This is a genomic window from Corallococcus llansteffanensis (assembly GCF_003612055.1).
Classification (GTDB): Bacteria; Myxococcota; Myxococcia; order Myxococcales; family Myxococcaceae; genus Corallococcus; species Corallococcus llansteffanensis.
In genome coordinates, this window is sequence record NZ_RAWB01000003.1 from 49,805 (window position 1) to 63,009 (window position 13,205).

Genomic DNA, 13,205 nt, shown 5'->3' on the forward strand with positions numbered 1-13,205 from the left:
GGGCCCTGCTTGCCGCCGTCGTGGGAACCGCGCTGGCCGTCTCACCGGAAGCGGCGAGCTCACCGCTCCGGAGCGGCGGGCTCCTGCTTCCGAAGCACCTCGTCTTCGCCACCGGTGCCCTGGCGTGTGCCATTGCTTGTACCGCCACCTGGCGCCATCACCGGGTGGGTGTCACGACCTTTGACCTGGCGGCGCTCGGCTACCTGGCGGTCGGGTTTCTCGCCATGGCGGTGAACGGCTTCAGTGCGCCCTTCAGCCTTCCCTGGATTGCACTTCACCTGGGTGCGTTCGTCATGGTGGCAACGGCCTGCGAGGCCGCGGGCCAGCGCCGCGAAGCGCTCGTGGACGGGCTCATCGGTGCGGGAGTCCTCATCGCGCTCATCGCGCTCCATGAGTCCGCCGGTGGCCAGCTGCCGTGGGACATCGTGCGACGTCCGGGCGCGACCTTCGCCAACCGCAACGCCGTGGGTGGCTATTGCGCGATCCTGACGCCCCTGGCCCTGGCACGCGCGACGATGAAGCCACATCCCCTGCGGACGTTCGCCGCTTCGGCGCTCCTGCTGACAGTCGCGCTCTGCCGCGCACGGAGCAGCTGGCTGGGGCTGCTCGTCGCGGGCTTGCTCTCGGTGGCTGCGTGTATCGAGCTGAAGCGTCGAGGCATGCTGCCCGCGCTTCCAAGGCGTGGGCTCATCGGCGCGTGCGTCGCGGGGCTCGCCGTGGTGGTGGCCTTGAACGCGGGGTCCTGGGCCGGGCTCAACTGGAAGGAGCCCACGCCGCTCAAGTCGTCGTTCTCCCGCCTGCTCGAGCATGACGCCGGGACGGGACTCAGCCGCGTCGAGCAACATCAGGTCGGGCTGGCCATGCTCTCGGTCAAGCCGCTCATCGGCTTCGGACCGGAACTCTGGCGCCGCGAAGCCCCGCGGTTCGCGCATGCGGCCACGGGGCAACACGCCCGATTCATTGCTCCGCTCTGGAGCCCTGCCTCTGACCTGCTACGCCACGCGGTCGAGACCGGGCTGCTCGGCCTGGCCGCGGCCGGGGCCATGGCATTCTCCCTGCTGGCGGGTGCACGTCGCCGCGTCACACAGGCGGGAGAACTGGTGACCCTGGCGGCCATGGGCAGCCTGGTCGTCGCCCTGGTCATCAGTGGCTTCGATGCGCTGCTGACCCGGCCCGCCTCCGTCGCGCTGGTGGCGGCGCTCGCGGGCCTGCTGCGGAGCGACTGCGAGCGCCGAGCTGAGCTCGCTCCTGCCTGGGCCGGCGGCGCCGCCATCTCGCTGGCGGCGCTCCTGGCCCTGGGCATCTCCGCCCCGCGGTACCTTGCCTTGAAGTCGCTCACCGAGGACTTCTCCGCCACGGCCGTGCTGCGTGTAAGCCCGTTCCAATTCCACCCCTACGAGGCATTGCTCACGGTGGTCATGAGCGAGCGCAGGGAACGCTGTTCGACCCTGGCCCCGGCCGCGACCCTCGTGGACACGTACCTGCCGAATGAACCCGAGCTCCTGCGGTTGCTCGCCCGGTGCGCCGAGCAGCAGGGAGACTGGAGCGCCGCGGCGGACCATCTCCGCAGGGCACGGGTCATCGAGCCCCATGACACGAACACGGAGCTCGCGCTCCGGGCCGTGCTGTCGCGCCAATCCACCGGGCTCGGGGACGGCGAGGCGCATCCATGACGCGCCCCCCGCTGCGTCTCCAGGCGGGTGCCGAGGTGGCGTCCCTCGGCCGTCGCCGGTTCATGGGCGGTGCGCTCGCGGGACTCGCGGTCCTGGGTGGCACCCTGCTGGTTCGTCGTGCAGGGCTGCATGGGGCCCCGGGAAGAGGGACGGCCGAAGGCGGTGTGCGGGAGGTGCTCTCGTTCCTGGAGGAGCATGGGAAGCTGCCGGTGACCGCGTCCGGGGACGGCCGCTGGCTGCTCGAGAAGCGCTTCCTGGCGGATGCCTTCGAGCTTCGGGTCGTCGACCGCGCGACCGGCGCAATCGCGGCTGGCGCGCTGTCCGCCGACACGCAGCTCGCACTCGCCTTCTGCCCGAAGGGACGGACGGTGGCGTTCCTGGCCTGCTCGGGCGGCGACCGGCGCTTCGCGCTGCAGTTCCTGGACATCGACACGGGAAGGGTCACCGCCGCCCCTACTCCTCGCACGCGCTCCGCGGCCGCCCCCATCCTCTGGGCCCCCGATGGCCAGCGCCTGCTCTACACCCTGGCCGAGGGCCCATCACAACACGCCGTCGTCTTCGACCGCGGAAGTGGGCAATGGCAGCGCATGGAGCCTCCCCTGGCCGAGCGCTGCGAGCCGGCGTGGAGCCCGGATGGCCGACGGATTGCCTTGGCTTCTGGACAGCAGCCGGGAGCGTTGGCACTCGTGTCGCTGGACGACCCGCCGGGCGTTCGGACCCTGGTCATCGCCGATCGGGGCGAGCTGCGCCATCTGTCCTGGCGGCCCGATGGCGGCGCGCTGGCGGTGACCCTTCGGAGGCAGGCCGATGAATATTTCTCCCTGCTCGAAGTGGACTGCCTCACCGGACGTCAGAGCGTGGTGGCCCAGCCGCCGGGGGACGTGAGCGAGCCAAGATACCTCGGCGCCTCGGAGCTCCTGTTTCGTGTGGGCTCCGGGGGAGATGCGAGGCTGATGCGCGCGCGGACGGACCCGGGGGAGACGCTCCCCGTGGGGCCGGCGAGCGGCGTGGTGAACCTGAGGAGCGGGGCCGCCGAGGCAGGACGTGTCTTCGCGCTGCACGTGGGCCGGACGAGCCCGCCGGCGCTGCTCGAGGTGTCGTCCGGTGAGGAGCCCGGGGTGGTGGGGCGCGCGACGTCCGCGTGGACTTCCGGGTGCACGGACGTCGCGCTTCGCGCGAGGGATGGCCTGGGTCTGCCAGGCTTCCTGTGGCGCCCGGGTACGCAGTCCGCGCTGGGGCCCTCCGCGGTGGTCCTGGTCCATGGCGGTCCCGCGCTGCAGGAACTGCCGGTCTGGGACGCGAGGGTGCAGGTGTTGCTCCGCGCGGGCTGTCATGTGCTGAGCTTCAACTACAGAGGCTCGACAGGGTATGGGGCGCGCTTCGAGCGGGCCGGGAACGACGCGGAGCGCACCCTCGACGTCCTGGCCGCGGTGGACTACTGCGTCGACCGTGTCGGCGTGCCGCGCGAGCGCGTGGTGCTGCTGGGTTCCAGCTATGGGACGTCGCTGGTGGCCGGAGCGATGGTCGCCGAACCGGGCTGCTGCGGCGCGGCCGTCCTGGTGTCAACGGTGAGGCTGTCCCGCATCGCCCGGCGCCAGCTCCCGGCGCCGCCGCGCGTGGTGGCTTTTCACGGCGAGAATGACAACCTGCTCGCCCCCGCCCAGGCCCGACGGGAAATCGAAGGATGCCTGGGCCCCGCCGCCCTCGCACACGAAGGGGCGTGGAGCGTCTTCGAGCACGAGGGGCATCACCTTCACCGCCTCCGCTCCTGGGCTCGGGTCTACGCGTCCGTCATCGCGCTCGACGGTCGAGCCCAGCAGCGCGACCCGGACCACGGCTGACAGTACGCCAAGACCCTTGAGCCTGCCTCCACACCTCACGCAGGCGAACACGTCGAGGTCGAACGTCCTCCTGAGCAACTCCGCCCAGTCCACTCGCGGCGTCCGCCCTGATGGCGGATGACCGCCGGCGGCGCGTCACACCCCAGGCGAGCATCATCAGTCCCCCCCAGCTGAGGCCCGCGGAGGTTCCGCTGCTCGCGCCACAGCCGCAACCTCCGCTGGGGAGCGGTTCGTCGGGAGGCGGCTGGACGCGCGCGGCCACGCTCACCGGGAAGGTGCAGGTGGCGCTGTTGCCCGAAGGGTCCATGGCGGTGACCGTCACCTGCGTCGTGCCCACGGGGAACACCGTGCCGGAGGCGTGGCTGTAGCTCAGCGTGGGGGTGGAGGCCGCGTCCCGCGCGATGGCCGCCGGGTAGTCCACGGCCAGGCCCTCCGGAGGTGCCTCCGCCTTCTGCACCGGCGAGGGACAGGTGAGCACCGGGGCGGTGGTGTCCTGGAGGGTGATGGTGAAGGAACAGGACGCCGTGTTGCCCGCGTCGTCCGTGGCGGAGAGGACGACTTCGGTCGTGCCCAGGGGGAAGTGGCTTCCGGGGGCTTGACTCAGCGACACGCTGGGAGACGCCGTCACCGTGTCACGAGGAGCGGGCACGGAGAAGCTGACGCTGGCACCCGTGGCGTCCTGGGCCTCGACGGTCAGCGGAGCGGGGCAGCCCACATCCGGCGCCGTGGTGTCCCGCACCGTGACGGTGAAGGCGCACTGGCCGATGTTGCCCGCCACGTCCGTTGCCTTCGCGCTGACGCGGGTGACGCCCAGCGGGAAGAGCGCCCCGGGCTCATGGCTGACCACGAGCGCCGGCCCGGACGTGACCGCGTCCACGGCCGTGGGGGTCGCGAAGTCCACGGCGGTACCGGTGCGGCCCGTCGCCTCGACGACGACGTCCGCGCCACAGGTCAGGACCGGGGCCGTGGTGTCGCGCACCATGACGCTGAAGGCACACCCGGAGGTGTTGCCGGCCGCGTCCATCGCGGTGACGGTCACCCGCGTGAACCCCACCGGGAACACGGCGCCACTGGCATGGCTGAGCGCCACCCGGGGCTCAGCCGTGACCGCGTCCGTGGCCGTGGGCGTCGGGAAGGCGACCGTGGCGCCGGAGGGGCCCGTCGCCTCGGTCACCACGTCCGTGCCACACACCAGGGCCGGCGCCTGCGTGTCTCGCACCGTGACGGTGAAGGCGCAGATGTCCGTGCGGCCCAGCCCGTCCGTGACGGTGGCGCTCACGGAGGTCGAGCCCAGGGCGAAGTTCGTCCCGGAGTCCTGGCTGTACGCCACGGCGAGCGGCCCACGCCCGGAGGGCGTCGCGGGCGGGTAGACGACGGAGGCGCCCTGGAGGCTCGTGGCTTCCACCGCGAGCGACGCGGGACAAGTGACCGTGGGCGGAGGCGGCAGGGACACGGTGACGGTGAACGTGCATGAGGCGCCATTGCCCGCGCCGTCGGTCGCGAGGACCCGCACCTGCGTGCCGCCCACGTCGAAGTGCGAGCCCGACGCGACGCTGTACTCCACCGTGACGTCCGACACCGGATCCGCGGCGCTCGCGGCCGCGTAGGTGACGGTGGCGCCCTGGAGGCTCGTGGCCTCCACCGTGACGTCCGCCGGACACGCCAGCGAGGGGGGCGTCGTGTCTCGCACCGTGACGGGGAAGGAGCACGAGGCGGAGTTTCCCGCCGCGTCCGTCGCCGTCGCCGTCACCGACGTGGTGCCTGGCGGGAACGTGCTGCCGCGCTCCTGGCTCAACGACAGCGTGGGCGCGGCCGTGACCGCATCCGTGGCCGTGGGGGCCGGGAAGTCCACCGCGGCCCCGGTGCGTCCCACCGCCTCCGCCACGACCTCCCCCGGACACGTGAGCCGCGGCGCGGTGGTGTCCCGCACCGTGACGGAGAAGCCGCAGGAGGCCGTGCGCCCGAAGCCATCCACCAGCCTGGCGGTGACGGAGGTCCTGCCTGGCGCGAACTCACTCCCGGACGCCTGGCTGTACGTCACGGAGAGCGGGAGCACGCCCGTGGCACTGGCGGCCGGGTAGCTCACGGGCGCGCCCGAAGCACGGGTGGCCTCGGCCACCACGTCCCCCGGGCAGGTGATGCTCGCGGACGGATAGGTGCACGTTCCACCCCCGCACGTTCCACCCTCGCACGCGCTCTCACAGCAGACGTCCTCCACGCAGAAACCGCTGGTGCAGTCCGGGCCGTTGGCGCACTTCGCCCCGTTCACGGGGTCGGACACGAGCCGGAACTTCGCCCGGAGCTGGGCGTACCGCGCCTCATGGGGCTCATACGCCACGAGGAAGCGTCCACGGCCCCAGGAGGCCACCGCGAGCGGCGTCGTGCTCATCAAGGACGTGTCGAGGTCGGAAATGAGGAACCGCGTCGCATCCACCGCGGAGAGGTCGGGCGCCAACCGTCCGCCCCCGAGCTGCAACGCGGTCGCCGTGGATTCCCTCCAGACGAGCAGATGGGCCTTGCCGTCGAAAGCCAGGGCGGGCGTCCCCTTGGAATTGCTGGCGTTCGTGAAGAACGCGCGGCCACCGCCATCCAGGACCGCGCCGTCCTGGGCCCGGACCCGCGCGCCATAGACTTCGGAAGGAAAGCCGGTCCTCGAGTCCTGCCAGACCGTCAGGAAGTGGCTTCCGTCGAAGGCCACGGCCGGTGAGCGCTGCGCTTCGGCGCGGGTCGTGAGGGGAAGGCTCTGGCTGTCCGCCACGGTGCCGTCCAATGCGCGCACCCGCACGGCGTGGATGTCTGGATTCAAGGTCCCATTGCGGTAGTCCGCCCAGGCCACCAGGAAGTAGCCCGCGCCGAAGGCCGTCGCGGGACTGTTTTCGTTGGCACTCGCCTTCGCCACCGCGATGCCGTTGGGATCCAGCACAGCACCGTCCAGGGCCCGGACCCGCGCGCCATACACGTCGGTCGTCGCCCCCGTCCCATTCCGGGCATCCTCCCAGGTCACGAAGAAGAGCCCGTCACCCGAAGCCACCTTCGGGTTGGACTGGGACCGGGCCGCGGCGCTGACGACGATGTCCGGGGAGTCCAGCACCACGCCATCCGACTCGCGGATGCGCACGCCGTGGACGTTCACGTCCACGCTGGAGCCGGGTGCGCTGTCCATCCAGGTCACCAGGAACCGGCCCTCCGCGAACCCCACCGCGGGGTTGGTCTGGGTGTGGTCCCCCGTGGCGATGGGAATGGCCACCGGGTCGAGCACCACGCCATCCGACGCCCTCACGCGCACGCCGTAGAGGTCGTAGAAGGCAAGGCGGTCGCGGGTGTCGTGCCACACCACGAGGTAGCTGTCCGTGCCCGCGGCCACGGCGGGAGCGCCCTCGGCGTTGATCACGGCGGAGAGCAACAGCGGAGACGCATCGAGCACCGTCAGGTCCGAAGCCCGCACCCGGACCCCGAAGATGTCCCGGCGGGTTCCGAACAGGTCATCCCAGAGCACCGTGAAGCGGGTCCCGTCGAAGATGGCGGACGGAGCCAGCTCCCCATGCGTGGTGGACGCGGTCAGGGCCACCCCTCCCGGCTCGAGCACCGTGCCATCCGCCTCCACCCGCGCGCCCCAGACGTCGGCCAGCGAGGCGTACCCCCGCTGCCACACGACCAGGAAGCGGCGTCCATCCGAGGCGACGGAGGAGCTCGTGCTCTGAAGCGGTGTGCCGGAGCCCAGCGCCAGCCCCTGCGGGTCGAGCACCGCCCCATCCGACCTCCTCACCCGTGCGCCACGGATACCGTACTCCCCGGTGCGCCTGTCATCCCAGGTCACCAGGAAGGTGCCGGCCACGGAGGCGATGGACGGATTGGCCTGGTGGTTCGTCGCCGTGCAGATGGCGATGCCCGCCGGGTCGAGCACCGTTCCGGCCACACTGACGCGGGCACCATAGATGTCGTCGGACGTATCGTTCCGGTTGTCGCCCCAGGCCACCAGGAACTGGCTGCCATCGAAGCTCACGGCGGGCGAGGACTGGAAGCCCGTCGCGGTGCTGATGGGGATGCCCGAAACGTCGAGCACCACGCCGTCCGACGCCCTCACGCGCGCCCCGTAGATGTCCGTGGAGAAGTTGCTCCGGGAGTCCTGCCAGACCACGAGGTACTGGGTGCCATCGAAGGCAACCGCTGAAAACCCCTGGCTGCTGGCGGCGCTGGAGATGGAGAGGGTGGAGCCCAGGCGCTGGCCGGTGGCGCCGCTCACCCGAACCCCACTCACGTTGTTGCCGTCGTCCCAGGTCACCAGGAAGTCGGTTCCGTTGGAGGCCACGGCGGCGTAGTTCTGGAAGCCGGTGCCCGTGGCCAGAGGCAAGCCGGTGAGGTCCAACACCGCGCCATCCGAGATGCGCACGCGGGTCCCCATGATGTCCTGGTCGGTGCCGTTGTTGGCGGACCAGACCACCAGGAAGAGGCCATCTCCCACGGCGACCGCGGAGCCCACTTCCGAATTCCGGGTGGGAGCGGGCACCGGCGCATCGGGGCTGAGCTCCGGAGAGATGATCGGATCCAACACCGCCGGATAGCCCGACGCTTCCAGCACCCGCGCCGGCACGCGCAGCACCAGCGACGGCCCCTCCCGCACGGACGCCACGGGGGTGCGCGTGCCCGCCGCGTCCACCCAGGTGGCCTGGCCGTAGCGCACGCCCAGCCCCGTCTGGCGGTCCACGAAGTGGTGTCCCTGCGCCGTCTCGCTGACGTACTCCATGCCCGTCAGCTCGACGCGGACCTCCAGGTCACCGGAGCCTTCCGGCCGCGCCGCCAGCTCCCAGCGCTGCTCCAGCCCCGCGTCGCCATTCTGGAGCACCTCCACCAGCGGGCCGCGCGCCAGCGCCAGCGCCCCGTCGTCGCGCACCGACGTCCGCGCGGCCTTCGCCAGCGACCGGCCGTCCCGCGAGACCGACGCCGTCCTCACCCGCAGCGGCGAACCGGTGACGGGAGCGCCCTGCCCCTCCCGCACGTGGCGCGGTGAGACCTGCAGCGTTCCAGCGGCGTCGACCCGGACCGAGTAGGTCTCCTGTCCGCTCGTGAAGGCCCCGGACTCCGCGCGGAAGGACTGGCGCACGCGGCGGATGACCGCCTGGAGGTCGATGGGGGGCGCTACGTCCACCGAAGCGGAAGCGCTGGCGGGCGCGGGAGCACTGGCCGTGGACTCCACGGGCATCTGCGTGGGAGTACACGCGGCGAGGAGCAACACCAGCCCGCCCGCGAGCGCGGAGGACAGACGGAGACAATGGCGGAAGGCCATGGGGACTTTCAGTTCAGGAAGAGGTGTCAGCCCATGCGCGACGGGGCGGCACGCCGACAAGGACAGACACTACCCGAACACCGCCACCTTCCAAAAGGCCCTCGCCCGCCCTGAGACAGCGGTGCGGCCTGACCCAGGCTCCCAGGCGCGCGAACGACAAGCATGTTTTGAATGGCTTTCATGTTTCGCGCGGTTCAACGTCCGGGGGGAGATTGCAGGGCATGAAGACGCGTCCTGCCCTCGCACCGTGGAGGGCCGCACGCCCCCTGACGCTGGAGCTGATCTCCCACGGGCACACGCTGGCGAAGTACGGCCATCCCCGGGCCGTGCCCCCCAGGCCGCAGGCCTGTTCTGGGCCCCCCGGACTGGCCCCGGGCCAGAATCGTGCTGCGCCAGGACCGGCTGGAGTCGGAGCAGTACCTGGTCTTCCACGAGATGGCGCACGCCATCCAGCGGCTGGCCTTCACCCAGTCGATTGAGGCCGCTCCGATCCGCTCGTCAACGAGCGCATGTGGGAGCGCGTGATAGACTCAGGCGGGTGCGGCAATCCCTTGCGTTCCTGATTCTTGGCTCCGCTGTCATGTCCGCGTGTAGGTGTACCCGGTGACGGAGAAGCAGCCCATCGACTGGATCGCGAGCTTCCAGGAGGCCGTGTCGGTGGGGGTTCCGAAGGGCGTGCCCGTGGTGGCGCTCGTGGCGGATCAGCAGGACCTGCCCGACTGGGAGCCCTGGCTTGCGTCGCAGCGAAAGCTGGTCGCGGGCGGTGCTCCCGGCGAGGTCGTGCTCGTCGAGCGGAGCGGGCACCACATCCCGCGCGACCGTCCCGACGCCGTGGCGGAGGCCATCCACCGCCTGCTTCCACGAGCATCGGAGGAAGAGAAGGAGTGATCCCGTTGGCCTGACGCGAATGACAACGCTACGCTGGCGAGGCAGAACAATCCCTCAACCAGGAGAAGCGAATGCGAGCGGTAATCATTGCCGGGCTGATGGCCGTGGGGCTGATGGTGGCATGTGGCGGGCCCGAAGCATCCGCGGAAGAGCAGGCAACCCTCATGCAGACAGCGGAGAGCGCGAGCAACGACCAGGGTGGAGAGGTTCACGCGGCGTCGGGAGTATGCGACCTCTGCCATTCCAGGTGGATTTCCTGCCTCCGTCGCACGGGGGGAGCCGCCATTTGCGATGAGAACTATGACGCCTGCTTGCTGGCGAATGGCTGCATGTCCCAATAGGCATCACAGGTTCGCATCCACGGGTGGCCTGGGCCCGCGTCCCTGGCCACCTCGTTGGCTGCGTGCTGGGGGCTCGCGGAGGAAGGCCGTTTCCGCCTTGTAGCGCACGCCGTCATGACCCGTGCCCGCCGAGGGCTTTGCCCGTCAGCCGCGTGAGCCGGCCTGCTGCATCGAACGAGGCCACGCCTTCGTCCCCTTCCGCCAACTGGAAGCGCACCTCCTCCCCCTCGACCGAGTGCTTCAACTCCCGGGCTGTCAGGTACGCCATCAGGGCGTTCCGGTGGTTGAACTCATAGAACTTCATGATGTTCGTCACCTGGGTGCTCAGGCCGAGGAGGTCGAACCCGGGCTTCTCGTCGATGCGCGAGTCGTCGAGCACGATGAAGGCCGCACCGCCCGGGTAGGGGCACCGGTAGAAGGCGCTGTAGTCGTGCAGGCCCACGGCCAGGAGGGAGAGGACGTATCCGTCCGCGCGCCGCACCTCGAACGAGCGCTCCGTCAGCAGCTCGATGCCGTGGTCCTCGCCATACCCCTGGAGGCCGTAGGCCGCATCGACCACGCGTCGCGGAGCGTTCAGTGCGTCGTTCGCCCAGGCCCAGAGCCAGGTTCCACTGGAATCGCTCTGGGTGCCCAGGAGGCTCACCTGGAACTGATACGGCGTGCCCTGGAACGACAGCTGACCGGCCTGCAGGTCCATTCCCCAGGCGCTCGACCCGGTCATGCGAAAGAGCTTGTGCTGCTTCTCCAGCGACGTGAAGACGTGCTGCTCGAACAGGTGGCTCAGCTCCATGTGTCCCCTCCCCCCGAGGCCGGGTGTCCCCGCGAAGACGCAACGGTACCCGGGCCCGCTCAGCGCCGGAAGAGAGGCCGGAACAGCGTGGACTCGCGGAGGGAGGGCGAACGGAACGCCGAGGCGCTGACCCCAGAGGCCGCGAGAGCCCCGCGCACCGGGATTCTTCCACGCGGCGGAAGAGTCCCTGCCGGGCGGTGGGCATTCAGTCAGCAGACGCCGCCTCTTAAGTCTCTCCTCGACGCCCACACCAGGGCCGACGGCGGCACTTCGGCTCGCCGTAGCAACGAGGAAAGATCATGAACTCCCACCAGAAGGTCGCCATCATCACGGGCGCGTCGCAGGGCATCGGGGCCGGGCTCGTCGAGGGTTACCGGGGCCGCGGCTACCGCGTCGTCGCGACCTCCCGCTCCATCAAGCAGGGCAGCGACCCGGAAGTGCTCGCCGTCGCGGGCGACATCGGCGATGCCTCTACCGCCGAGCGCGTGGTCAAGGAGGCCCTTGCGCGCTTCGGGCGCATCGACACGCTGGTCAACAACGCCGGCATCTTCATCGCCAGGCCGTTCACGGACTACACGGCCGACGACTTCACCGCGATGATCAAGACCAACCTCGGTGGCTTCTTCCACCTCACGCAGCGCGCCCTCGTGCAGATGGTGAAGCAGGGCTCTGGCCACATCGTCAGCATCACCACGCCCTTCGTGAACCAGGCCATCGCGGGCGTTCCGACGGGGCTCGCGAACCTCACCAAGGGCGGCATCAGCTCCGTGACCCGCGAGCTCGCGGTCGAGTTCGCCGGGAGGGGTATCCGCGTCAACGCCGTCGCCCCGGGCTTCATCAAGACCCCCATCCACGCGCCGGAGTCCCACGCGTTCCTCGCCACCTTGAACCCCGCGAAGCGCATGGGCGAGGTCAGCGACGTCACGGATGCGGTTCTCTACCTCGAGGGTGCCAGCTACGCGACGGGCGAGATCCTCTACGTCGACGGCGGCCAGAACGCCGGTCGCTAAGGGGAGCCTGCCATGCCCATCGTCACCATCCAGATCACCCGTGAGGGCTCCGGCCCCGGCCGGGACTCCGTCACGCCCGAGGAGAAGGCCCGCCTGATTGCAGGCACCAGCCAGCTCCTGCTCGACGTGCTGAACAAGCCCCTCGACTCGACCTACGTGGTCATCCAGGAGGTCGAGCTGGAGGACTGGGGCTGGGGCGGCTTGCCGGCGCTCGAGTTCCGCAAGCGGCGCGCCGCGGGCACGTCGTGAATCCGCACGGAGACCGCCCAAGCCCCGGCGGTCTCCGTCCCCTGTGCACCCGAGGGGGCCCCTGCCCGGGGTGCCGTTCCCGTCAGCCCTGGAAGGCCTGGGCCTGCACGGAGAGCCTCGAGAACTCGGCGCGCAGGCGTGGCACCGCGAAGTCCATGAAGGCGCGGACCTTGGGCACCGAGATGCGACCCTGCGGAGTGAGGAGGTGCACGGGGAGGGCTGACGGCTCGGCGTTGCGCAGGATGACCTTCAGCGAGCCATCCTGGACGCGCTCCGCCACATGGTACGTGTAGAGCCGGGTCACGCCGTGGCCGTCCACCGCGGACGCGAGTGCGGCCCGCACGCTGTTGACCACGAGCCGCGGCTTGAAGTGCACGGAGCGGAAGATGGCGCTCCCGGCGGCTGGCGGAAACACCCACGCATCGTGCCCGAAGTGCGTCGTGGTGATGATCCGGTGCTGGCCCAGGTCCGCCGGCTCGAGGATGGGCGGATGCCCGGCGAGGTAGCGCGGCGATGCCACGATGACCCGCTTCACGTCGCCCCCGACACGGACGGCGACGAGGGAGGAGTCGGGCAGCTCGGCGACGCGCAGCGCGACATCGATGCCTTCCTCGACGAGGCTGGCGTACCGGTCGATCAGGACGAGGTTCACCGAGACCTCGGGGTAGGCATCCAGGTAGGCGTCGAGGATGGGCCGCAGGATCTCCTCGCCGCTGATGGGTGGCGCGCTGATCGTGAGCGTCCCCCGCGGAGCGACGCGCTCGCCCGCGGCGCTCAGCTCGGCCTCCTCGAGATCCGCCAGGATGCGGCGACACGCGGACGCATAGCGCTCCCCTGCCTCGCTGAGCTTGAGCGTGCGGGTGGTGCGGTGCAGCAGCTCGGCGCCGATGTGTTGCTCCAGCAACGCGATGGCACGGCTCACGGCGGCCGGCGAGCGCGCGAGCCGGCGGCCTGCGCCCGCCAGGCTGCCCTCGTCGAGCGCCGCGACAAACACCTTCATCGCCTCGATGCGATCCATGTCCCCTCTTCCGCGGCGCAGGATGCCCCTCATCCGCGGGGCCCCAGCAGCGAGCCGGGTGACGGTGTACCGCAGGTCAACTGGGAACTGCTGGATGCGGTCCCCCTGGAG

General features: G+C 70.6%; 9 protein-coding genes. 6 read left to right on the top strand and 3 right to left on the bottom strand.

Going from position 1 to position 13,205, the window contains the following annotated elements; translation table 11 throughout:
* Nucleotides 1-164: 164 nt before the first annotated feature.
* Nucleotides 165-1,673, top strand: a complete 1,509-nt coding sequence (locus tag D7V93_RS00660) for an O-antigen ligase family protein (protein ID WP_158623598.1) — start codon at nucleotides 165-167, stop codon at nucleotides 1,671-1,673.
* On the top strand, nucleotides 1,670-3,514 hold the full coding sequence (locus tag D7V93_RS00665) for a S9 family peptidase (protein WP_120641465.1): 1,845 nt from the start codon (nucleotides 1,670-1,672) through the stop codon (nucleotides 3,512-3,514). The genes D7V93_RS00660 and D7V93_RS00665 overlap by 4 nt, the downstream gene beginning before the upstream one ends.
* On the opposite strand, the gene D7V93_RS00670 is transcribed toward D7V93_RS00665, so the two are convergent.
* A complete protein-coding gene (locus D7V93_RS00670; RefSeq protein ID WP_120641466.1) occupies nucleotides 3,465-8,798 on the bottom strand; it encodes an HYR domain-containing protein in 5,334 nt (1,777 codons plus the stop codon). The genes D7V93_RS00665 and D7V93_RS00670 overlap by 50 nt on opposite strands.
* A 384-nt stretch (nucleotides 8,799-9,182) precedes the next feature.
* Between D7V93_RS00670 and D7V93_RS46025 the strand changes: the two genes are divergently transcribed.
* Entirely contained in the window at nucleotides 9,183-9,323 is a 141-nt protein-coding gene (locus D7V93_RS46025) for a hypothetical protein (RefSeq protein ID WP_208722881.1), read from the top strand.
* Between the two features lie 78 nt (nucleotides 9,324-9,401).
* The gene (locus D7V93_RS00680) at nucleotides 9,402-9,686 is read left to right on the top strand and encodes a hypothetical protein (protein WP_147450982.1); all 285 of its coding nucleotides are present in this window, start codon (nucleotides 9,402-9,404) and stop codon (nucleotides 9,684-9,686) included.
* Nucleotides 9,687-10,139: 453 nt separating this feature from the next.
* On the opposite strand, the gene D7V93_RS00685 is transcribed toward D7V93_RS00680, so the two are convergent.
* Entirely contained in the window at nucleotides 10,140-10,817 is a 678-nt protein-coding gene (locus tag D7V93_RS00685) for a DUF6882 domain-containing protein (RefSeq protein WP_120641468.1), read from the bottom strand.
* A 299-nt stretch (nucleotides 10,818-11,116) separates the two neighbouring features.
* Here D7V93_RS00685 and D7V93_RS00690 point away from each other — a divergent pair, with 299 nt between their 5' ends.
* Entirely contained in the window at nucleotides 11,117-11,827 is a 711-nt protein-coding gene (locus D7V93_RS00690; RefSeq protein ID WP_120641469.1) for an SDR family NAD(P)-dependent oxidoreductase, read from the top strand.
* Nucleotides 11,828-11,839: 12 nt separating this feature from the next.
* On the top strand, nucleotides 11,840-12,076 hold the full coding sequence (locus tag D7V93_RS00695) for a tautomerase family protein (RefSeq protein WP_120556902.1): 237 nt from the start codon (nucleotides 11,840-11,842) through the stop codon (nucleotides 12,074-12,076).
* Between the two features lie 82 nt (nucleotides 12,077-12,158).
* On the opposite strand, the gene D7V93_RS00700 is transcribed toward D7V93_RS00695, so the two are convergent.
* The gene (locus D7V93_RS00700; protein ID WP_120641470.1) at nucleotides 12,159-13,094 is read right to left on the bottom strand and encodes a LysR family transcriptional regulator; all 936 of its coding nucleotides are present in this window, start codon (nucleotides 13,092-13,094) and stop codon (nucleotides 12,159-12,161) included.
* Nucleotides 13,095-13,205: the final 111 nt, after the last annotated feature.

What these genes read in the sequence shown, in the direction of transcription:
- D7V93_RS00665 (WP_120641465.1), top strand. Translation starts at nt 1,670, where the DNA reads ATGACGCGCCCCCCGCTGCGTCTCCAGGCGGGTGCCGAGGTGGCGTCC.
- D7V93_RS00670 (WP_120641466.1), bottom strand. Translation starts at nt 8,798, where the DNA reads ATGGCCTTCCGCCATTGTCTCCGTCTGTCCTCCGCGCTCGCGGGCGGG.
- D7V93_RS00685 (WP_120641468.1), bottom strand. Translation starts at nt 10,817, where the DNA reads ATGGAGCTGAGCCACCTGTTCGAGCAGCACGTCTTCACGTCGCTGGAG.
- D7V93_RS00690 (WP_120641469.1), top strand. Translation starts at nt 11,117, where the DNA reads ATGAACTCCCACCAGAAGGTCGCCATCATCACGGGCGCGTCGCAGGGC.
- D7V93_RS00695 (WP_120556902.1), top strand. Translation starts at nt 11,840, where the DNA reads ATGCCCATCGTCACCATCCAGATCACCCGTGAGGGCTCCGGCCCCGGC.
- D7V93_RS00700 (WP_120641470.1), bottom strand. Translation starts at nt 13,094, where the DNA reads ATGGATCGCATCGAGGCGATGAAGGTGTTTGTCGCGGCGCTCGACGAG.